At 51.3% G+C, this 21,613-nt stretch carries 20 protein-coding genes; 16 read left to right on the top strand and 4 right to left on the bottom strand.

Annotated features, from left to right (window positions below; genetic code table 11):
* Positions 1–39 precede the first annotated feature (39 nt).
* The 4 genes from AC3ZPD_RS19115 to AC3ZPD_RS19130 all read left to right on the top strand — a co-directional run bounded on the left by AC3ZPD_RS19115 (position 40) and on the right by AC3ZPD_RS19130 (position 4,287).
* Positions 40–1,578, top strand: a complete 1,539-nt coding sequence (locus AC3ZPD_RS19115) for an ABC transporter ATP-binding protein (RefSeq protein WP_490985871.1) — start codon at positions 40–42, stop codon at positions 1,576–1,578.
* On the top strand, positions 1,571–2,647 hold the full coding sequence (locus AC3ZPD_RS19120) for an ABC transporter permease (RefSeq protein WP_490985872.1): 1,077 nt from the start codon (positions 1,571–1,573) through the stop codon (positions 2,645–2,647). The genes AC3ZPD_RS19115 and AC3ZPD_RS19120 overlap by 8 nt, the downstream gene beginning before the upstream one ends.
* Positions 2,648–3,610, top strand: coding sequence for an ABC transporter permease (locus AC3ZPD_RS19125; RefSeq protein WP_490985873.1), 963 nt, complete (start codon positions 2,648–2,650; stop codon positions 3,608–3,610).
* 167 nt (positions 3,611–3,777) lie between these two features.
* On the top strand, positions 3,778–4,287 hold the full coding sequence (locus AC3ZPD_RS19130; RefSeq protein ID WP_490985874.1) for a hypothetical protein: 510 nt from the start codon (positions 3,778–3,780) through the stop codon (positions 4,285–4,287).
* A 138-nt stretch (positions 4,288–4,425) separates the two neighbouring features.
* Here the strand turns inward: AC3ZPD_RS19130 and AC3ZPD_RS19135 are convergent, their stop codons facing one another.
* Positions 4,426–4,635: a YwbE family protein gene (locus AC3ZPD_RS19135; RefSeq protein WP_490985875.1), complete on the bottom strand. Its 210-nt coding sequence runs from the start codon at positions 4,633–4,635 to the stop codon at positions 4,426–4,428.
* A gap of 540 nt (positions 4,636–5,175) precedes the next feature.
* Here AC3ZPD_RS19135 and pheS point away from each other — a divergent pair.
* The 3 genes from pheS to zapA all read left to right on the top strand — a co-directional run bounded on the left by pheS (position 5,176) and on the right by zapA (position 11,247).
* Entirely contained in the window at positions 5,176–6,210 is a 1,035-nt protein-coding gene (gene pheS / locus AC3ZPD_RS19140; protein ID WP_490985876.1) for a phenylalanine--tRNA ligase subunit alpha, read from the top strand.
* Between the two features lie 34 nt (positions 6,211–6,244).
* Positions 6,245–8,686, top strand: coding sequence for a phenylalanine--tRNA ligase subunit beta (gene pheT / locus AC3ZPD_RS19145; RefSeq protein WP_490985877.1), 2,442 nt, complete (start codon positions 6,245–6,247; stop codon positions 8,684–8,686).
* Positions 8,687–8,871: 185 nt separating this feature from the next.
* Positions 8,872–11,247 (top strand): cell division protein ZapA, encoded by a 2,376-nt coding sequence (gene zapA / locus AC3ZPD_RS19150; RefSeq protein WP_490985878.1) that lies wholly within the window; start codon positions 8,872–8,874, stop codon positions 11,245–11,247.
* A gap of 144 nt (positions 11,248–11,391) precedes the next feature.
* Here the strand turns inward: zapA and AC3ZPD_RS19155 are convergent, their stop codons facing one another.
* Positions 11,392–11,772, bottom strand: a complete 381-nt coding sequence (locus AC3ZPD_RS19155; protein ID WP_490985879.1) for a cupredoxin domain-containing protein — start codon at positions 11,770–11,772, stop codon at positions 11,392–11,394.
* 275 nt (positions 11,773–12,047) lie between these two features.
* Here AC3ZPD_RS19155 and AC3ZPD_RS19160 point away from each other — a divergent pair, with 275 nt between their 5' ends.
* Positions 12,048–13,139: a GGDEF domain-containing protein gene (locus tag AC3ZPD_RS19160; protein ID WP_490985880.1), complete on the top strand. Its 1,092-nt coding sequence runs from the start codon at positions 12,048–12,050 to the stop codon at positions 13,137–13,139.
* 84 nt (positions 13,140–13,223) lie between these two features.
* On the opposite strand, the gene AC3ZPD_RS19165 is transcribed toward AC3ZPD_RS19160, so the two are convergent.
* A complete protein-coding gene (locus tag AC3ZPD_RS19165; RefSeq protein ID WP_490985881.1) occupies positions 13,224–13,580 on the bottom strand; it encodes a phage holin family protein in 357 nt (118 codons plus the stop codon).
* 185 nt (positions 13,581–13,765) lie between these two features.
* Between AC3ZPD_RS19165 and AC3ZPD_RS19170 the strand changes: the two genes are divergently transcribed.
* From AC3ZPD_RS19170 to AC3ZPD_RS19180, 3 genes are read left to right on the top strand one after another with little or no spacing between them, the layout of a single operon-like run.
* A complete protein-coding gene (locus AC3ZPD_RS19170) occupies positions 13,766–16,126 on the top strand; it encodes an endonuclease MutS2 (RefSeq protein ID WP_490985882.1) in 2,361 nt (786 codons plus the stop codon).
* A gap of 19 nt (positions 16,127–16,145) precedes the next feature.
* Positions 16,146–16,559 (top strand): DUF350 domain-containing protein, encoded by a 414-nt coding sequence (locus tag AC3ZPD_RS19175; RefSeq protein ID WP_490985945.1) that lies wholly within the window; start codon positions 16,146–16,148, stop codon positions 16,557–16,559.
* A gap of 24 nt (positions 16,560–16,583) precedes the next feature.
* Positions 16,584–17,147: a hypothetical protein gene (locus AC3ZPD_RS19180; RefSeq protein WP_490985883.1), complete on the top strand. Its 564-nt coding sequence runs from the start codon at positions 16,584–16,586 to the stop codon at positions 17,145–17,147.
* A 104-nt stretch (positions 17,148–17,251) separates the two neighbouring features.
* Here AC3ZPD_RS19180 and AC3ZPD_RS19185 read toward each other — a convergent pair whose 3' ends face one another.
* Positions 17,252–18,484, bottom strand: coding sequence for an NAD(P)/FAD-dependent oxidoreductase (locus tag AC3ZPD_RS19185; protein WP_490985884.1), 1,233 nt, complete (start codon positions 18,482–18,484; stop codon positions 17,252–17,254).
* 140 nt (positions 18,485–18,624) lie between these two features.
* Between AC3ZPD_RS19185 and AC3ZPD_RS19190 the strand changes: the two genes are divergently transcribed.
* From AC3ZPD_RS19190 to AC3ZPD_RS19210, 5 genes are all read left to right on the top strand, one after another.
* Positions 18,625–18,861: a hypothetical protein gene (locus AC3ZPD_RS19190; RefSeq protein ID WP_490985885.1), complete on the top strand. Its 237-nt coding sequence runs from the start codon at positions 18,625–18,627 to the stop codon at positions 18,859–18,861.
* Positions 18,862–18,880: 19 nt separating this feature from the next.
* Positions 18,881–19,249: a spore coat protein gene (locus AC3ZPD_RS19195; protein WP_490985886.1), complete on the top strand. Its 369-nt coding sequence runs from the start codon at positions 18,881–18,883 to the stop codon at positions 19,247–19,249.
* Between the two features lie 154 nt (positions 19,250–19,403).
* Positions 19,404–19,904: an Lrp/AsnC family transcriptional regulator gene (locus AC3ZPD_RS19200; protein WP_490985887.1), complete on the top strand. Its 501-nt coding sequence runs from the start codon at positions 19,404–19,406 to the stop codon at positions 19,902–19,904.
* A 13-nt stretch (positions 19,905–19,917) separates the two neighbouring features.
* On the top strand, positions 19,918–21,129 hold the full coding sequence (locus AC3ZPD_RS19205) for an aminotransferase class I/II-fold pyridoxal phosphate-dependent enzyme (RefSeq protein WP_490985888.1): 1,212 nt from the start codon (positions 19,918–19,920) through the stop codon (positions 21,127–21,129).
* Between the two features lie 253 nt (positions 21,130–21,382).
* The gene (locus tag AC3ZPD_RS19210; protein ID WP_490985946.1) at positions 21,383–21,580 is read left to right on the top strand and encodes an aspartyl-phosphate phosphatase Spo0E family protein; all 198 of its coding nucleotides are present in this window, start codon (positions 21,383–21,385) and stop codon (positions 21,578–21,580) included.
* The last annotated feature ends 33 nt before the right edge of the window (positions 21,581–21,613 follow it).

Genomic DNA, 21,613 nt, shown 5'->3' on the forward strand with positions numbered 1-21,613 from the left:
TGGGCCTTTGGCGGCCTAATTTAAATGAAGGGTGATCACATGAACGCAGCGACCCCCGTTGTCGAGCTCAAAGGCATAACGAAACGTTTTCCAGGCGTCGTGGCCAATGACTCGATCAGTTTGAAACTGTACAAAGGCGAAATTCATGCATTGCTTGGTGAGAATGGCGCGGGTAAATCGACATTAATGAATATTGTTTTCGGTTTGTATCAACCGGATGAAGGCAGTATCGAAATGGATGGAAAACCCGTAATTATAGATAATCCCAACAAGGCGATCGATCTCGGGATCGGAATGGTGCATCAGCATTTCAAGCTGGTGGAGCCTTTCACGGTAACGGAAAACATTATTTTGGGCATGGAACCTAAAAAAGGGTTGAACCTGGACCATAAAACGGCCGCGGCCCGAATCCATGAATTGTCTGAGCAGTACGGCCTGCGTGTAGATCCTTATGCGAAAATTCATGATATATCAGTAGGGATGCAGCAGCGCGTAGAGATCTTGAAAACGTTATACCGCGGCGCCGACATCCTAATCTTTGACGAACCGACCGCCGTATTGACCCCTCAGGAAATCACGGAATTGATGGAGATTATGCGCAAGCTTGTAGCGGAAGGCAAATCCATCATTTTGATCACCCATAAGCTGAAAGAAATTATGCAGATCTCTGACACGGTGACGATCATCCGCCGCGGCAAGGTCATTGATACGGTTAAAACCTCCGAAGCTTCGCCAAGCCTTTTGGCGGAGAAAATGGTCGGCCGAAACGTTACCTTTAAAGTGGACAAGCGTGAGGCTACGCCGGGGGCTCCGGTATTGGAAGTGCGCGATTTGTTCGTGAAGAACAAGGAAGGCGCAACGATTCTTAACGGACTTAACCTCAATGTCAGAGCGGGGGAAATTTTGGGCATTGCCGGCGTTGACGGCAACGGTCAAAGCCAACTGATTGAAGCTTTGACCGGGTTAAGCAAAGTGGACAGCGGTTCGATCCGGTTAAACGGCAAAGAACTCGCTAATGCAACGCCCCGCCAAATCAGCGAAAGCGGAATTGCGCATATTCCCGAGGACCGGCATAAACACGGGCTGGTGCTGGATTTTTCGATGAGTGAAAACATGGTGCTCGAAACCTATTACCAGGAACCGTACAGCAAAAAAGGATTTCTGAATCACAATGCAATTAGAAAACAGGCCGAAAGACTGATCCAGGCCTTTGACGTGCGTACGCCAAGCACCGAAACGAAAGCGCGTTCCTTGTCTGGCGGCAACCAGCAAAAAGCGATTATAGCCCGGGAAATAGACAAAAATCCGGACGTTCTGATTGCGGCCCAGCCGACGCGCGGACTGGATGTCGGGGCGATTGAATTTGTACAGACCCAGCTTATCGCCCAGCGGGATCAAGGTAAAGCGGTGCTGCTGATTTCTTTTGAGCTTGATGAAATCATTAACGTTTCCGACCGGATCGCGGTTATCTATGAAGGACAAATTGTCGGCGAAGTCCTCCCTGAGCAAACCAATGACCAGGAGCTTGGCTTGATGATGGCGGGCAGTACGATCGCCGGAGGTGCTAAGGATGAATAAAATTTTAAAAATCTTTTCAGGCAATACGGCCGTCTCCCTGGTTGCGATCGTTTTGGGACTGATCGTTGGGGCTATTGTCATGCTGATCGGCGGATATGATCCTCTGCTGGCTTATCAATCGCTCTTTAGCCAGGTTTTCGGCAATACTTACGATTTCGGGGAAACGCTGCGTGAGATTACGCCGCTTATTTTTACCGGTTTTGCTTTTTCTTTTGCCGCCCGTGCCGGATTGTTTAACATCGGGGGTGAAGGGCAGTTTATAGTCGGTATGACTGCGGCTACCGTAATCGGAATTAAAGTGCATGGTCTCCCAATTTACATTCACGCGCCTTTGGCCGTTATTGCCGGCGGGCTTTTTGGCGGGCTTTGGGCCGCTCTTGTCGGTTACCTGAAGGCCAAGCGGGGCGTAAACGAAGTAATTACGAGTATCATGTTAAACTGGATCGCACTTTATCTGGCGAACTTTATCGTCCGCCACTTCCTGCTGATGGAAGGTAAACAGCGTTCCGAAGACATTTTGCCGACCGCTTCCGTTTCTTTCCCGTGGCTGTCGGAATTGATGAACAGCGCTCGTATTCACTGGGGTATGCTGATCGCTTTGTTGTGTTCGGTTTTCTTCTATTACTTCATGTGGAAAACCAAACAAGGATACGAACTTCGGGCGGTAGGCAACAACCCGAATGCCGCGCAATATGCGGGGATGAACGTGGGCCGCAATGTGGTGAAAGCCATGTTTATCAGCGGCATCTTTGCCGGGCTGGCCGGCGCTTTCCAAATCCTCGGCGTATTCCATTACCAAACGGTGATGTCCGGTTCTCCGGGTACCGGTTTTGATGGTATTGCGGTAGGACTGATCGGGATGAACAATCCGTTTGGCATTTTGCTGGGCGGTCTGTTGTTTGGTACATTGACGTACGGATCTGCGGGAATGAGCTTCGGCGCAGGAGTTCCGCCGGAATTAATCCGTATCGTGATCGGCTCGATCATTTTCTTTATCGCCGCGCAGGGCATTGTCCGGTGGATTATCAAGCCGTTTTACTTTAAACGCAAGAAAGAGAAGGTGTTGTAAATGGATTGGGTAACGACACTGGGACAGTTAATAAATACAACGCTTGTCTTTTCCACGGCGCTGATTTTTGCCGCGTTGGGCGGTATTTTTTCGGAGCGTTCCGGGGTGACAAACCTGGGGCTTGAAGGTTTTATGATGTTTGGCGCATTTGCGGCAGCAGTAGCCACTTATTACGCCGAAGAGGGTGGAATGGGTGCGGCTTCTCCATGGATCGGCTTGATCGCCGCGATTGTTCTAGGCGTCATTACTTCGCTGATTCACGCGGTCGCCTCCATCACGTTTAAAGCGGACCAAACAATCAGCGGTATCGTCATTAACTTCCTGGCGGCAGGTGCGACTTTGTACCTGGTGAAGCTGATTTTTGACGGCAACGGGGAATCGCCGCTGCTGACGGAAGTGTTCAACAAAGTTTCTATTCCGGGGTTATCCAAAATCCCTATTATCGGCGAAGGATTGTTCCATAACTATCCGACCACCTACATTGCGATCATTCTGGTGTTTGTCGCCTTTTATGTGCTGTTTAAAACACCGTTTGGCCTGCGTCTTCGCGCCGTCGGCGAACATCCGAGTGCGGCGGATACAGCCGGCATCAATGTAAACCGGATGCGTTATATCGGCGTTATGATCAGCGGAGCTTTGGCTGCGCTTGGCGGAGCAACGGTAACGTTGACTACAACAAGTACGTTTGCTCATAACACGATTTCCGGACAAGGTTACATTGCCATCGCGGCCATGATCTTCGGGAAATGGAATCCGCTTGGCGCGTTTGGCGCTGCGGCCTTTTTTGGTCTCTCCCAGGCGATTCGGACTTATGTTACCCTGTTCTCCTGGTCTAAAGATATTCCCCAGGAATTCATTTATATGCTGCCATACCTGCTGACGGTCATCGTCCTGGTAGCGGCTGTAGGCCGTTCGGCAGCGCCGGCGGCTTTGGGTCAGCCTTACGATCCAAGTAAACGTTAGGTATACCGTCAACCCGTAGAAGCATAGCGCTTTTGCGGGTTTTCTTTTTCCACGGAATACAGACCGGGCTGCCACTGCTTTCGCTGTCATTAGGAAAATAGACGTTTATATCCTGCCGCACCGGGTAATGAAACGGTATAACCAGCACCATAAGGGAGGTTATTTACATGTCTAAGAAATGGGTAGGCGTATTTGCAGCGCCGGAGGATGTACAGGAAACCGTTGATGAGCTGAAGCAGCAGGGATTCGCAGAGGATCAGATCGCTGTAATAGCCAATTATAAAACGAACATGGTTGTGGAAGAGGACCTTTCGGGCAGCCAGGTCTTGGAGCTTGGCGGCAGCAAAACGGCTGAAGCGATCAACCAGATAGCGGGCCTTGAGCTCCCGGAAAAAGAAAGGTTTGTTTACGAGGAGCATATGAAAGACGGGCGTTTCCTGCTGATCGCCGATGACCGCGACCGGGAAACCGGGGAAATTTATCAAATTTTCCAGCGCCATCACGCTTTGAATTCCAACTATTATCAGGATGGCGAATTTACGGAGCAAGAACGTTTTTACGGCGTGCTCAGCAATGCCGATACTTATTACGGCGATCAGAAGGCTACATTGGACCGCAGTAATGAGGCCGAGCTTGACGAGCAAGCTGCCGCTTCAACGAAAAATTATAAGCTCTAGTTGGACAAGTTTGGATCGGAAAATGGAAGAAAAAAAGAAGAAAAGAAGAAAAGAAGAAAAGAAGCAGAACGGAAACGTCTGCTTCTTTTTGCGCGTAACAGCTGTAATTTAGCTGTAGTCTAAATGAAGATTACACGGTCAAGATTCAGTGCTTCCGGGATGGATCGTTTTGACCCGGCCGACCTGGCCGTCCTGAAGCCGGACCTTTATCCCGTGCGGATGGGTAGGTGAATTGGTTAAAATATCTTTGACAATTCCTCTTGTTGTTTTGCCGGTCCGCTGATCCTGTTTAAGGACGATGTCGACGGTAAGACCGGGAGTTATGCTGCTGCGTTTTGTGCCGTCCATAGTTCCTCCTGTATACAAAATTTCGTAATGATTTTGGTGTGAGTCTTTTGCCCTGAGATTCCTTTACCATAACATAAAGCAGGCAAAAGGCCCAAATTGCAGGCAGCCTGCGCCGTCATTCGGCAAAAGTTGAGTTTTCACGCGGATAGACCTTGCTATCAACTTCGGCTTTGCATATAATAAGCTATAGTGTCTTGCCGGGCAATCCGGCGTTACCATATCAAATGCCGAGATGGAGACAAGTAAGCAGCACCTCTATACAGGGAGGAAGCGCCATGGATTGAGAGCGTTTCTACAGAAACAGGCTGACTGAAATTCACTCCGGAGCAGTTCCTTGAACCCGTCTTTTTAAAAGCCGGCTGTAGGGGATACCGGTCGCGAGCCGTTATGTCGAGAAGTGAGAGCAGCCGCGCATCTTCCGTCCTGGAAGTAATGCCTTCATCGGCGGTTCTAACAAGGGTGGTACCACGGTCTTTTCGTCCCTTTCGGGAGAAAAGGCTTTTTTTGTTTTCAAATTAAAATGAACCCAGGAGGTTTGACATGAGAGAACGTTTGGAACAGCTGAAGCAGGAGGCATTGGCCGAGCTGAATGGAGTTTTGGATGCCGGTCAGTTAAATGAGCTGAGGGTTAAATATCTCGGCAAAAAAGGGGCCTTGACCGAAATTTTGCGCGGCATGGGCGCCTTAAGCGCTGAAGAACGCCCGGTTATCGGTCAGGTTGCGAATGAGGTCCGCGGTGCCATCGAGGCAGTCATTGAGGAGAAGCAGCAAACATTCGAACAGCAGGAAACGGAACGCCGTCTGGCGGCCGAAAAACTGGATGTTACGCTTCCCGGACGTCCGTTGAAGCAGGGGGGTGTTCATCCGCTGAACCGGATTATCCAAGAGATTGAGGATATTTTTATCGGGATGGGTTACCAGATCGCTGAAGGCCCTGAGGTAGAGACGGATTACTTCAATTTCGAAGCCCTAAACCTGCCGAAAAACCATCCGGCCCGCGACATGCAGGACTCTTTTTACCTGACGGAGGATCTGCTGATGCGTACGCAAACCTCCCCGGTGCAGGCACGTACGATGAAAGCGATGGACGGCGAAGTGCCGGTTAAAATCATCTGCCCGGGTAAAGTTTACCGCCGTGACGATGACGACGCGACGCATTCCTTCCAGTTCCATCAGATCGAAGGCCTGGTGATCGGCAAAAAGATCCGGATGAGCGACCTGAAGGGCACGCTGCTCCAGTTCAGCCGCAAAATGTTTGGCCCGAACACGCAAATCCGTTTGCGTCCAAGCTTTTTCCCGTTTACGGAACCGAGCATTGAAGTAGATGTGACCTGCGTAAAATGCGGCGGCAAAGGCTGCCGGGTATGTAAAAACTCCGGATGGCTGGAGATTTTGGGCAGCGGCATGGTGCATCCGCGCGTGCTTGAAATGGGGGGTTATGATCCGGAGCAATATACCGGTTTTGCGTTTGGTATGGGAGTAGAACGGATCGCGATGCTGAAATACGGCGTAGACGACATCCGTCATTTCTATAACAACGATATCCGCTTCCTGGAACAATTTGCCCGTCATTAATCGTAAAGTCCAAAGCCCAAAGGAGATGTAAACGATGAAAGTATCAACCTCGTGGTTGTCTGATTATATATCGCTTGAAAATGTGGATATTAAAGAACTCGCGGAGCAGATTACACGTTCCGGCATTGAAATCGACGGTGTGGAGTCCCTGAACAAAGGGGTTTCCAAAGTGGTAGTCGGTTATGTCAAAACCAAAGAGAAACACCCTGACGCAGACAAGCTGAACGTTGTAACGGTGGATGCCGGACAAGAAGAAGAGCTGCAGATCGTTTGCGGGGCCAAAAACATCGAAGCCGGCCAAAAAGTGCCTATCGCTTTGGTTGGCGCCAAGCTGCCGGGCGGGCTGGAAATCAAAAAAGCGAAGCTGCGCGGCGTGCCTTCCCAAGGTATGGTTTGCTCGGCCAAAGAGCTTGGCCTAAACGAGAAGCTTCTGCCCAAAGACCAGCAGGAAGGGATTTTAGTGCTGCCGCCGGAAACGAAAATCGGAACGCCGATTGCGCAGGTGCTGAACCTGGATGACCAGATTATGGATTTCGATCTGACGCCAAACCGCGCGGACTGCCTCAGCATGCTGGGAGCGGCTTACGAAGTAGGGGCGATTCTGGCCCGGGACGTTAAGCTTCCGGAAGCAAAAGTGGTGGAAAATGCCTCCAAGGCCTCCGATTCCATTTCCGTAAAAATAAGCCATCCGGAGCTCTGCAGCCACTTTGCGGTTCGGGTCATCAACAATGTGAAGATCGCCCCGTCTCCGCTGTGGATGCAAAACCGGCTGATGGCTGCGGGCATTCGTCCGATCAACAACGTGGTTGACGTTACCAACTATGTCATGCTGGAATACGGCCAGCCGCTTCATGCCTACGATGCATCCCGTATTGCGGGGAACCAAATTGAAGTGCGTGTATCTCGCGAAGGCGAAATCGTCGAAACCCTGGACGGACAGGAACGCAAGGTTCCGGGAGGTACGCTGCTGATCACGGACGCAGAGAAACCGATCGGCCTGGCCGGCGTCATGGGCGGCGCCAATTCCGAAGTTACCGCGGATACCGTCAATATCGTACTGGAGTCTGCCAAGTTTGACGGCGGGGTTGTCCGGAAGGCGTCCCGTTATTTCGGTCTCCGCTCCGAAGCTTCCCAGCGTTTCGAGAAGGAAGTGGATCCGGGCCGGGTAATTCCGGCGCTTAACCGGGCTGCTGCCCTTATTGCCGCTATTGCAGGCTGCACGGTGCAGCAAGGCATTGTCGAGAGCGGCGGAGCAGCTGCGGAACCAGTGGTTATTCCTTTATCCTTGACTAAACTGAATGAGTTCCTGGGCACGGAAATTTCCGCATTGGAAGTCAAAACGATCCTGGCAAGATTGCATTTCGAAAGCAGGAATTTGCCGGATAACCGGCTTGAGGTCAAGGTTCCGACCCGGCGCGGCGATATCACCCGCGATGTCGATCTGATTGAAGAAGTAGCCCGTCTGTACGGTTACGATAAAATTCCTACAACGGCCATCGAAGGGCCTACAACGCAGGGCGGATATACGCAAGCCCAGCTGCTGCGCCGCGGCATCCGCACGATGCTGACCAATGGCGGCCTACAGGAAGTGCTTTCCTACTCTTTCGCCAACCGGGAAGCCGAAGCGTTGTTCCCGACTTTAGGAGAAGGCCGTCATTCCGTTAAACTAGCCATGCCGATGAGCGAAGACCGCAGCGTGCTGCGCACAAGCCTGATTCCGCAGCTGATGGATGTAGCGGTTTTCAACCGGAACCGCAAGCAGGAAAACCTGGCTATGTTTGAAATCGGGTCGGTCTTCCAGAGCACGGAGGAAACCCTGACCGTTCAGCCGAAAGAAATCCCGATGCTGGGTCTTTTGATGACGGGACTTCGGCAGGAGAAGCAGTGGAACCTGAACCCGGACAAAGTGGATTTCTACGATTTGAAAGGCGCGGTGGAAACGGTGATCGGATTCCTGGGACTGGAAGGACAAATCACGTATGAAGCGGACCGTCCGGAAGGCTTCCATCCGGGACGTTCGGCCTCTATTTTCCTCGCAAACCATCAGGCTAAAGAACGGATCGGCGTTATGGGCCAAATCCATCCGGATGTCCAGCGCAGCCATGAACTGGATGATACCTATGTAGCTGAAATCAAGCTGGAGCCTTTGTTTGCCGCGGAGGCCAAAGCGATTGAATACCGCGACCTTCCTAGATTCCCATCCGTTCAGCGGGATATCGCCGTGGTTGTCGACAATGCCGTAAGCGCAGCAGAGCTTATGAATTCCATCCGTGAAAATACGGGCGAGCTGCTGGAGCAAGTCAACGTGTTTGACATCTTTACGGGAAGCAAGCTGGGAGAAGGGAAAAAGAGCGTTGCCTTGTCCCTGGTTTATCGTCATAAAGAACGTACGCTGACCGATGAGGAGATTGCGGAAGTGCATGGACGCGCCGTGTCTGCACTGGAGCAAACTTTCGGAGCGGAATTAAGAAAATAGCAGCAGGAATTGGGGAATACCGCATCGAATCCTTTTTATAGAAGAATGGATTCGATGCGGTTTTTTTCTGTAAAGTTGAATCCAGTTTGGTTAACCCTTTAGAATGATAGAGACGGCCCAGCCGTTTCCATGTGTGCATCAACTACATCAATGACTAAACAGAAGAACGAAGGAGGCACAGCGCATTGGCAAAATCCGAACGAATCAGTGTTGCCGTTGAAATTTATGGAACAGCCTATAAAATTGTCGGCAGTAACCCCGAATATATGAAAAAGATTGCCAGTCACGTCGATGAGCGCATGCGTGCCCTGGCAAAAGCTCACCAGCACCTCGATATTCCCCGGCTGGCCGTATTGACGGCCGTTCATATGGCAGAGGAAGCCGTGCAAAGCGACGAGCTCCAGCAGCAGCTTTCTGAACTTATGGAGAGCAGGGAAACGCTGAAGCAGGATATGTCCGCCCTTCAGGAAAATGCGGTGAAACAGCAGGAACGTTATGTGAACCTGCAGGAAGAGCGTTCCCGTTTGAAAGCCGAAGTGGCGGAAGCCTCGAACAAAATAACCAGGCTGGAGGAAAGCCTGAAGCAGTTCGAGGTTTTGGGCGAGCAGAAAGCAGCCGCAGCCTCCGAAGCGGAGAAACAGATCAGCGACCTCAAAAGCTCCAAAGGCCGGGTAGAAGCCCAGTTGAAGACGATTGAAGCGGAGCTGAAACAGGCCAAGGAAGCACAAGCCGCTTTAAGTCAACAGCTTGAGCAGACGCGCAAGCATGAAGCGGCTGTCCGGATCGAAGAGAAGCGGCTGAAAGAAGAGCTGGACAAAGTCCAGCAGCAGCATAAGGAGAAGCTTGCCCAGCTGGAGAATGCCCAGAAGGACAAACTCCTGCTGCTGGATAATCAGCATAAGCAAGAGCGTACAAAATTGGAGCAGCAGTATAAAACCCAACTCGAAAGCCTGGAGAAGCAGCTCAAAGAAACGCAGACTAATCTGGCTGCCTCCCATGAGGAGAAACGCAGGCTGAAGCAGCAGATTGAAGGCGCGGGCAGAAGGGAAGAACAGCTGTCTTTGGAATCCGCGCAGGCGGCCAAAGAAGCTGAAACCTGGAAGGTCCAGGCCGAAAGCCGAAGCCAAGAAATTGAGCGGCTGGAGCTTACCCTGCAGCAGGCTTCCGAGCATAATGAAACGCTGGAGAAAGGTCTGGCCTCCTATCAGGAGGAAATCCAGACGCTGAAGGAACAGCTGGCCAAGGGAGAAACCGAACTGCAGCAGGCGCTGGCTGAAATCGAGTCCATGATGGACGAACGTCTGGAGCTTGGCTCCGAACGCGATCAGCTGGCCGAAGCCCAGCAGCGGCTTAAAGCGGAGGCCGTGAGACATGCCGAAGCCGTAAGCAGCTTGAAGGCCGAGGCCGAGAAACGGGCCGAAGAGCTGAATGAGGCTTTAGCTGAAGTCGAACGTATGATGGACGAGCGCCGCGGGCTGATCGCCGAACGGGATCGACTGCTTGAAGCCTACAGCGAATCGAAGGCGGAGACCGAGAAACGTGCTGAAGAGCTGAGCCAGGCCTTGGCGAAAGCCGAACGCATGGCTGAAGAACGCCGCGAGCTTGCTGTGGAGCAAGCTCGGCTTACTGAAGCTTATGACCAATTGAAGGCCGAAGCCGAGAAACGCGCCGCAGAGCTCAACCTGGCGCTGGATGAAGCCGAATCCTTGAAAGATGAACGCCGTGGGCTCATAGCCGAACGTGACCGGCTGATCGATTCGCAGAAGGAACTGCAGAATGATCTTGCTCAGCATGGAGAAGAGCTCAGCCAAGCTTTGGTTGAAATGGAGTCCATGATGGACGAGCGCCGGAAGTGGATCGCGGAACGGGAATTACTTTCGGAAGAACGGACCAGCCTTGAGAAAGCGGCGGCTGAGCGCGAAGCGAAGCTTGAGCAGCTTTACGCGGAAATGAGCGGTTTGATGGACGAGCTTGAGGAGGCAAAACTTGCGGCTGAACGTGTAGGCGAGCAGGCGGTAGCCGAACAACAGCAGGCGGAAAAGTATCTTCGTGAATTGGAAGAGCTGCGTCAGGAAATTAAACTTCTGCAGGAGAGCCTGCAGGAGCAAAAACGGGAAACCGAAGAATATGCCGTATTAGTGGACAGCCGGGAAGCCGAGCTTGCTTCCGAGCGGGAACAGTTGGCCCGTCTGCGGAGCTTAAGCGAGGAAGCGGCTGAACGGGAGCGGCGGCGTGAAGCAGCCGAACGCGAGCTCCGGGAGCAGATTACGCAGTGGCAGCAGGAAGCCGCGGCCGGACAGGAACAAACAGAACTGTTGAGCCGTAAGGTTGAGAGTGCCGAAGAAGAGAAAACCAAACTTCAGGAACAGCTTCAGCTTATCGGCGACCAGTTCGAAGTCATTTCCCACGAATACCGCCTGCTTCTAGCTGAAAGAGAAATGGACCTGGAGCGGTTCGGGAAACACGAGAAAGAACTGCAAAGCCTGAAAGTTGAATATGCAAAGCTGCAAAGGGAATACAACGAATGGATCGAACTGCTTGAACAGGATCAGTTGTCCTGACCAATTATCAAGCAAGCGCGTGTAACAGCGCAAATTTTAAAGGAGCCGGCTTAAGTGCCGGCTCCTTTGCTTTTAGCTTATCGTTTGTCTGTCGATAGAGAAGGTCCGCACCCGGTTAAAGATAAGAACAGGAGGAGGACAAGGTTATTCCACTATGACTTTGGCGGTCATATTTTTATGGCCGGGACCACACGGGATGGAACAGGACATGTTAAATTCACCGGTTTTATCCGGCGTGATAACCGTTGAAGGATGGGCTTGATCCAGCTTAACGCCCAGATAGGGAATTTTAACCCCGTGGTTGCCGATTTCGTTGTCCAGCGTAATTTCTACGGGGACGCCGACCTTCAAATGGTAAACCTTTTGATCAAACGCATAATTGACGGCTTTGATGTTCAGTTTGGCCTCGGCTTTGGGTTCCGGGCTTCCGGTAGTCCCGGGCTCCGCCTGGGGAGTCCCCCTCGCGCAGGCGGAAAGCATTAGCAGCAGCAGTCCGACCAGAAGGGACAACATCATTTTTTTCATAAAAAACACCTCTTCCAAAAATAAAACATCCTCTTTATTTTAGACGTTCTTGGTATAGAAATACACCTGCCATATACGGTATAATAGCGTTGTTCATCTGTCAAAACGAATGACGGCACGGTGTGTACTCGTAAGTTTTCGGGAAAACGTGCTTTTTTGTGTGCTTAGACGCAACCCTATAAACTTTTTCTCTCATCTAAAGGTCAAAGTAGGCGATCTATATTCTCGGATTTTCTAAAAGTAAATATGATTCCTTGTCGTGGAACCGTAAGATTATGATTTTCTACTGGCTGACTGCGGTGCTGTTGTTTTTATCCGAAGGTCTTTCCTGGCTGACTAGTCAGCCATCCACCCGCTCAGCCGGCTCTTATTTATGGGATAAACGGCCGGATCTATTGCTTTATGTTGATTTGTTTATTCTTCTTTTGCTTGGTGCTACCGAACTTTGGCTTAAGCGTGAGAGAAAGGTTTATTTAAAACGGGCGGTGCTGCTCTGCGGCCTGCTGTTCAGTTACGTTCTTTATTTTATGCTGGATTCGGTCGTGGACGGGGCGGAAATCGTATTGGTCATGCCGCTGCTGATTTCTTTGGTTTATTTTGAAAGGAATCTCCTTCGACTGTTTTCGGTTTTAAATATCATTCTATTTGTACTCGTTGCATTGATCCCGCCGACTTTTGATATGATTGTGATGGATGCGGCTGATTTTACACTGGTTTTGACCGTTTTGGTCATCGGCACCTTGCTCGGCCAAGGCGTCATTACCCGGTCACAGGAAATGCGCAAAGCGGTGGAAATTCTCGTCAAATCCGAACAGAAGCTGATCGTCGAGAAGGCTATTTCGGATAAGCTGCTGAAGATGGATGCGCTGACAGGACTTTATAATCATAAAACCTTTCATGAGTACTTGGAAAATCTGATCCAGAATTCCGAAGCCAACGGGATTTCGATTCATTTGGCTATTCTGGACATTGACAACTTCAAAACCATTAACGATACTTTTGGTCATTGGGTGGGCGACATCGTGCTGAAGGAAGTGGCTAAAAGCATCATGGATCTGATCAGTCCCAACGACTTTGCGGCCCGCTACGGGGGAGAGGAATTTGCCCTGATTTTTGCGGATACGACGATTGAAGAGGCGGAAGACTGCTGCGAAGCCATCCGCGCCAAAGTAGAGCGGCTTATCGCTCCACAGCTGGAGGGGCGGGTGATTACTATCAGCTCGGGGTTGTGCCAATACTATTCCGGCAGCGGAAAAGAAAAGCTTTTCCGGGATGCGGATGCCGCTTTATATGAAGCGAAACGTTCCGGTAAAAACAAGGTGGTCGTTCACCACGAACAGGTAAGGAAGCTCATTACGCAGATCTAGCAGAACCCTCAATTTACGCTTTCTTTAAAGCCAAGAAACCCCTGGCCCGTGAGGCCAGGGGTTTCCCCTTGAAGGCTAACCGGACTATTTCCGGTCATGCGCGGCGTTAAATGGCGTTGCAACCGGGATGAAGAGGTCGATGATCCCGATTACAAGGGCAGCCAGCAGTGCGCCGATCAGCGAAACGCTGACATTGGTTACCACAAATTGGGCCAGCCAGATCACGAGGGCACTGACGATGAAACCGACGATTCCGCGGCCGAAAGGTGTGACTCTTTTGCCAAAAATCCCCTCAATTATCCAGCCCAGCAAGGCGATTACCAAAGCTAGCAGAAGGGCGCTGCCGAATGAGCCGACAGTAAATTGGGGCACGAGCCATCCTACAACAAGAAGAACCAATGCGGATACGATAAACCGGACAACATGTCCAAGAAAATGCATATTCAAATCGTCTCCTTTCCTGATGTGTCGTATATCGCTTATAGCATGGACTAACGACGGCAAAGTTATGTATTCGGATGAAATGGTGTTTTAAACCTTGCATTGTTTATAATAAGATTAGTCGGAAATAAACGTTTTAATACTTTAAACGGTTTATTTTCTGTGACGAGAGGAGCTGCTGGTTCTTGAATCCCAAAGTTTTGAAAACCATGGAATACCATAAAATTATAGATGCGCTTGCTCATTTTGCCGGAACCGAGCTTGGCCGTGAGCTTGCCAAAGAGCTCGAGCCATCCACCGAGCTGGAGCGCGTTAAACATTTGCTGCAGGCAACGGACGAGGCCTTTAAAGTCGACAGGCTCAAAGGGGCGCCGCCTTTTGGCGGAATCGTCAATATTGTCCCCGCAGCCAAACGGGCCCGGATAGGGGGGACGCTGAGCCCTCATGAGCTGCACGGCGTGGCCTCAACGTTGTTTGGCGCACGCCGGGTGCGCCGTCACCTTGCGGCTTTGCACGAAGACGACCCGATTCCGCTGCTGTTTCGTTTGACTGAGGACTTAAGCGATCAAAAGGCGCTTGAAGATGCGATCAAACGGTGCATCGACGACAACGCCGAGGTACTGGATTCGGCCAGTCCGGCGCTGGCGCAGATTCGGCGCGAGCTTCGCGGCGGAGAAGGCCGGATCCGTGAAAAGCTGGACGCGATGATCCGTTCTTCCAATGTTTCGAAGATGCTGCAGGATCAGCTGATCACGATCAGGAACGACCGGTTCGTTATTCCGGTGAAGGCGGAGTACCGTTCTTATTTCGGGGGGATCGTCCATGATCAGTCCGGATCGGGCGCTACCCTGTTTATCGAACCGGAGTCGATCGTGGCGATGAACAACAAGCTGCGCGAAACAAGGCTGGCCGAGGAACGCGAGATCGAAGTCATTTTGCAAAAGCTGACCGCGCTCGTGGGCGAGCAGTCCGAGCTTTTGTTTTACGATTGCGAGGTGCTGGCGGAGCTTGATTTTATTTTTGCCAAAGCCAGGCTGGCCCGGGAAATGAAGGCGACCCTGCCGATGATGAACGACCGCGGATTTTTGAAGCTGAAGAAAGGACGCCACCCGCTGATCGCAGCGGAAAAAGTGGTGCCTTTAGATGTAGAGCTCGGCAATCATTACACGTCCATCATCGTGACGGGGCCCAATACGGGCGGTAAAACGGTTTCGCTGAAAACGATCGGCCTGCTGAGCCTGATGGCGATGTCGGGTTTGTTTATTCCGGCGGAAGACGGCAGCCAGCTTTGCGTATTTGATGCCATTTACGCCGACATCGGCGACGAGCAGAGCATCGAGCAGAATCTGAGTACTTTTTCCAGCCATATGACCAATATTATCAATATTTTGAACCAGATGTCGCCAAAAAGCCTCGTCCTGCTGGATGAGCTTGGGGCAGGGACTGATCCCGCCGAAGGTTCCGCGCTGGCGATTGCCATACTGGACTACATTCATTCGCTGGGCTGCCGGATGGTGGCGACTACGCATTACAGCGAGCTGAAGGCTTATGCTTATGAACGCAAAGGCGTTATTAATGCCAGCATGGAATTCGACGTCAATACGCTTAGTCCGACTTACCGGCTGCTGATCGGGGTTCCGGGGCGAAGCAACGCTTTTGCGATCGCCGAACGGCTGGGCTTGTCTTCTTCCATTTTGGAATTTGCCCGGGGCGAAGTGAAGGAAGACGACCTGAGGGTTGAGAACATGATCGCCTCCCTGGAGCAAAACCGTCTGAGCGCGGAGAAAGAAAGGGACAAAGCCGAGAAGCTGCGAATGGAAATGGAGCAACTTCGCCGCAAATACGAAGAGGACCTTGAAAAGCTGGAAGAGCAGAGGGACAAACGTATTGAGAAAGCGGAGTCAGAAGCCAGGTCGATTGTGGAAAAAGCCCGAGACGAAGCCCAAAAAATTATCGAGGACCTGCGCAGACTTGCGCTCGAGGAAGGGGCTTCGGTCAAGGAGCATAAGCTGATCGCCGCCCGCAAAGCGCTTGATGAAGCGGCTCCGGCCCAGCGCAAGAAAGCGCCTGCCGTGCGCAAGGCGCTGAAGCAGCGGCAAATCGGCCCCGGCGATGAAGTACGGGTGTACAGCCTTAATCAGAAAGGCCATGTGGTGGAGCTGGCCGGCAAGGAGGCGGTCGTGCAACTGGGCATCATGAAAATGAAGGTCAGCCTGGACGATCTGGAGCTGGTGCAGCAGGAGCCGACGGCTAAAGCTCCGCAGCGCAGCGTAACCAACGTCAAACGTACCAAAGACGACAATGTCCGCACGGAGCTTGATTTGCGCGGCTCGAATCTGGAGGAGGCGCTGATTGAGGTCGACCGGTTCCTGGATGAAGCCTTCCTGGCGAATCTGGGCCAGGTTTACATTATTCATGGGAAAGGTACGGGGGTTTTGCGGACCGGCATGCAGGAATACTTGCGCAGGCATAAGCATATAAAGAGCTATCGGCTGGGCAATTACGGTGAAGGCGGAACCGGCGTGACGGTTGCCGAGCTCAAATAGGCATAAGGGGGAATCGGCCCTGGACACGATAGATCGGCTTCTGGACATCCCATTTGGACATACCGTCGGGATATTATCCTTGGCGGTTTTGGAACTAGTCGTGTTTCTGGCCTGCTTTGAACGGCTGACGTCCTACCGCTGCTGGGAAGAAATTGCCGACGGCAATTTGGCGGCGGCTCTGGCCACCGGAGGGAAAATCGCCGGCATTTGCCTGATTCTCCGCGCTTCGGCCTCTTATCCGGAAATCAATGATTTTATAACGTGGTCCTGTCTGGGCACTTTATTATTGTTTATTGCTTATTTATTGTTTGAATTTTTTACGCCGGTATTTAAAATCGATAAGGAAATTAAAGCGCGCAATACGGCTGCAGGCGTCATTTCCCTGTGCATTTCGGTGTCTCTGGCGCTGGTGATCGCAGCCTGTATGGCTTAAATAGAAGCAGGAAGGAAGAAAACAATGGAAACAACGGTTTGCCCTTGGTGTCAAACGGAGATTGTATGGGATGAAGAAATCGGGCCGGAGGAAGAATGCCCGCATTGCCATAATGAATTAAAAGGCTACCGCACTTTAAGCGTGACCTTAAGCGATGACGAGGAAGAGCTTGATGCTGAGCTTGAAGAAGACGCCTACAATGCTTCTCAGGATTCCTGGATGGAAGAAGAGGATAGCGAACACCGCGCGCAGCGCACGCATGCGATAACGGGCCTGCCGTCCCTTGAAGGCAGCGAAACCGATCTGATTGCTTACGAATCCGCAATCGGCAAAATTCTGGAGGTTCAGGACCAAATGCCGGAATGTCCGCACTGCCGGGAATATATGATTCAGGCCGGGCAAAATCAGGTAAATGCCGGCAGTTTCCACCCTGTGCTTCCGGCTGGCATTAAACATTCCTTGCTGGAAGCGCCTTTTCGCATGAATGTTTATGTGTGTCCGTCCTGTTTCCATGTCAGCAGCTTCCTGGCGGATGAAGATCGGACGCGTTTTGCGGCCGGTGTTCAAAAAGCCGTAGAAACCGAATAAGAACTCGGCGTACAAGCCAGGCGGTTCACAACCGTTTAAAGCCACTCCCGACCGGAGCGGCTTTTCTTTTTATACAAGCAAAGGTTTATGGAAGGTTGAAAAGATCAGGAATGGCGAGAGGAGGAACGGCGCGGCCTAAGCAGAGAAAACAGTTCCAGATCACGGCTGTCATGCCCGTTTAAGGCTTGGGTGATCAGCTTCGAGGCGATATAACAATACACGGCCCCGTTGCCTCCGTACCCTTCCATGAACAGGCAACCAGGAAACCGGGGATGTTCGCCGATAAACGGAAGGCCGTCATGAGACTGGCCAAATACCGCTCCCCAGGCATAGTCTGCTTTAACGCCGGCTGCCTGCGGGAAAAGTGCAGTTAATTCGTTTAAAAGGGTTTTGCTTTTGCTTATATACCTGCTTTCATCAAGCCCGCCGGGACTCAGCTCTTCATCGAGTCCGCCGATCAGAATCCGATTGTCGGGGGTTGTCCGCAAATATAAATACGGCCGGGCCGTTTCCCAGATCAGGCATTTTTGATACCACTGATCCAGGAAAGATACGGGCTCCGTAGCCAGCGCAAAGGATTGGGTCAGGAAGGCGCCGCGGTCTTTTTTTATTTCCTGGGTTTCGTAACCGGCGGCGATGACGACTTCATTGGCTGTAAGCTCATATTCGCCGCATCTGCACCGGACATGACTGCCATCAAAATGGATGCCGGTCACCGGACTGTTTTCGTGTACAATTGCCCCTTTGCGGACAGCTCCCTGAATCAAGGCGTGCGCAAACCGGTAAGGATCGACCTCGGCATCTCCGGACGTGTAAATAGCCCCGGACCTGGAGAACGGGAAGCGGTCTTCGATTCCTTGGCGGGACAGCCATTCGGCAGCAAAACCGTATTTTCTAAGCGTCTCATATTCTTCAAACAGCTTATCCTTATCTTCGCTGGTGCTGGCAAAATAAAGGCTGTTTCGGGGAAGCATTTCGCTCTCACGGACTCCCGCTTCTTGATACAGTCGGGATAAACCTTCCACGGCCTCTTTGCATAATTGGTAAAAACGAACTCCTTTTTCTTCCCCAAAAGAATGGATGCAGGAGGTTAAGGTTTTGTCGCTCGTATACTGGATCAAGCCGGTACTGGCACTGGAGCTGCCGGAGGCAACTTTATGTTTTTCGAGCAGAGTAACCTTTCTGCCCGCTTTGGTTAACTGGTAAGCGCACATGGCTCCGCTCAGCCCTCCTCCAACGATCAGCACGTCGCAGCGGCGGGAATCCGAAAGAGCGGGATAAACCGGCGACTGAGGATGAAGGTTTGGCCAAAATAAATCACCGGAATGAAGATTCATCGACTTCCACGTCCTTTCTGCAAATAAAGACCCCGATTATTATTTTCGAAAATATCGGGAACTATTTAAGACCTCCACATAAATGAACAGTCCCGCGGACAATAATAATGATGTTCATTTTTACGAAGGAGGGAAATCTGGTGAACAACAACCAACAAATGCAGGCTTTGACCTGCAAAGAGCTGGAGTATATCTCCGACTGCATTTCCAATGAAAGCATGCAGATCAAACTATGCAGCACGATCGCTTCGCAAACCCAAAATCAATCGATCCGTCAAGCCTGTCAGCAATACGTGCAAACCCATGAGCAGCATATGCAGATGCTGGCCGACTGTCTGAGTCAGCATGAACAGTTGGCGCCGGCACAACTTCAATAAGGAAAGGAGAATTCTCATCATGCAAAATCAAAACCAACTGCTGCCCGATAAGGATCTGTTGAACACTACCTTGGCAGACCTTCGCCGCTCGGTGCGGGAATATGCAACGGCCGCGACGGAAGCTTCCTGCCCGACCGTTCGCCAAATGTTCACGCAGCTGACCGACAGCACGCTCAAAATGCAGGGAGAAATGTATCAACTGATGTCCAGCAATAATATGTACAACGCTCCTTCGAAGGCTGGCCGTCAGGAAGTATCCAAACGGATCCAATCCGTTCAGCAAACGCAAACCGAAGACCAGCAGTTCGTTCAGCAGCATTTAAGCGGCATGGGGGCGTCGATGTCCTCTGCGCAGCCGCAAATGGGCAGCACCTCTCATTATAGCTAACCCGAAAGGCCCGTTAAGAATCGCTTATTCAGTTAAATAAGAACCTTTACAGCCGCTATTCCGGACAATCTGCCACGGGATGGCGGTTTTTCTTTGCAGGAACCCGTAATTCATGTAATATAGTTAATAAACTCAGCAGGCTTAGGAGGGACATATGAAGGTATTAAGCGATCTGAAACAAAAGCTGATTGAGCTGCTCAAGGAGGATTCGAGGTACACGCCCGAACTTCTTGCGACAATGCTAGGCGTCACCCAAGAGGAAGTGAAAACGGCGATCGCGGAGCTTGAACAGGAGCATATTATCGTCAAATATGCCACGGTCATCAACGGCAGCAAGCTGGATGACGAGAAAGTGACAGCCCTGATCGAAGTGCAGATCACGCCTGAACGCGGCAGAGGTTTTGACAGCATAGCGGAACGGGTATATTTATATCCCCAGGTAAAATCCGTTTATCTGATGTCCGGAGCCTACGATCTGCTGGTCGAAGTTGAAGGGCGGAATTTGAAGGACGTAGCCAGTTTCGTTTCCGAAAAACTTTCGACGCTGGAGTCTGTTCTTTCTACCAAAACCCACTTTATTTTGAAAAAATACAAACAAGACGGCGTCATTTTTGAAGACCATGAAGAAGATCACCGCCTTATGATTTCTCCGTAAAGGAAGTAATGAGATGATAGTGAACTCTGACAAGCAGACTGACGGCACATCTAATAATAAATCCATGCAAAGTTATTTGGCCCCGCAGGTTCAGCAGATCCAGCCTTCCGGCATCCGGAAGTTTTTTGATCTCGTAAGCGGGAACAAGGATATCATCACGCTTGGCGTAGGGGAACCCGATTTTGTGACGCCTTGGCATGTACGCGAAGCCTGCGTTTATTCGTTGGAACGCGGTTATACCCGATACACCTCCAATTCCGGTACTCCCGAGCTGCGCGAAGCGATCGGCCAATATTTGTACGATAATTTTAACGTGGCTTATGAGCCTAAAGACGAAATTCTGGTCACGGTGGGAGGCAGCGAAGCGATCGATCTGGCGCTGCGGGCTTTGATCACGCCGGGAGACGAGATTCTGATCCCTGAACCAAGCTATATCTCCTATTCCCCGATTACTACCATCGGCGGAGGCATTCCTGTCGGCATCGAGACCTTTGCGAAGGACCAGTTCAAGCTTACGGCAGAGCAGCTGGAAGCGGCCATCACGCCGAAATCCAAAGTGCTTGTACTCAGCTATCCGAGCAATCCGACCGGGGGCATCATGACCTACGAGGACTACCTGCCTATCGCCAAAGTGGTTGAAAAACATGACCTGATCGTCATTTCGGACGAGATTTACGCGGAGCTTTCTTACGCAGGCAAACACGTCAGCTTTGCCTCCGTGCCCGGGATGCAGGACCGGACGATCCTGGTCAGCGGTTTCTCCAAGGCTTTTGCCATGACGGGTTGGCGTATGGGATATGCCTGCGGGCATCCGGACCTGATTTCGGCTATGCTGAAGATTCACCAATATACGGTGATGTGCGCTCCGGTCATGGGACAGGTAGCTGCCCTGGAAGCCCTCACGAACGGGATGGAAGAGAAAGACCGGATGGTCGATTCCTATAACCAGCGCCGCCGCCTTGTCGTGCAGGGATTGCGGGATATTGGTCTGGAATGCCATGAGCCTCAGGGGGCTTTCTACGCTTTTCCGAGCATTAAGTCAACTGGACTGTCCTCGGACGAATTCGCGCAGCGCCTTTTGGTGGAGGCGAAGGTGGCCGCCGTGCCGGGCAACGTATTTGGTCTGGGCGGGGAAGGATATCTGCGCTGCTCCTATGCAACCTCGGTGGCTCAGCTAAATGAAGCGATCCACCGGATCGGCGAATTTGTCCGGAAGCTGGGCTGAGGGCTTTTTCTGAATCTGATTGGATTTTTTGAAAAAATTTCAAATTTATTTACAAATCTTTCATTTTCCAATTGAACACTGGATAGGCGTCATGATATAATTTTTGTCCGAAAGGCTTTTGCCGGAGGCAGTCCGGCTGCCTTTAGGAAAGGCGGCTTTATCAGTCAAGGAGGCGTGGACTATGAGTTGCGGTGAATACAATTTGCCAAGTTATAATGGGATTATGATTGCTGAGGACAACAATAATAATTGGATGTTTGACAACCGAAGCATCCCCACTAACCGTAGGCTCTCCTTGGAGGATGAGATAAGACTGCTGAGAAGCAGGATGGAGAAGATATTCATGGAAGAGCAATCCTTTACATCCGCGATTGTCGTCGAAATCAGTACCTTGCTGGACCTGAAGATAAATGAATATATGAAGGTCAGAAGCCAGGATTGGAAGCAATAATGAAATGAAAAACCTTATGTTAAAATAGAAGAA

This window comes from Paenibacillus mobilis (genome assembly GCF_058267595.1).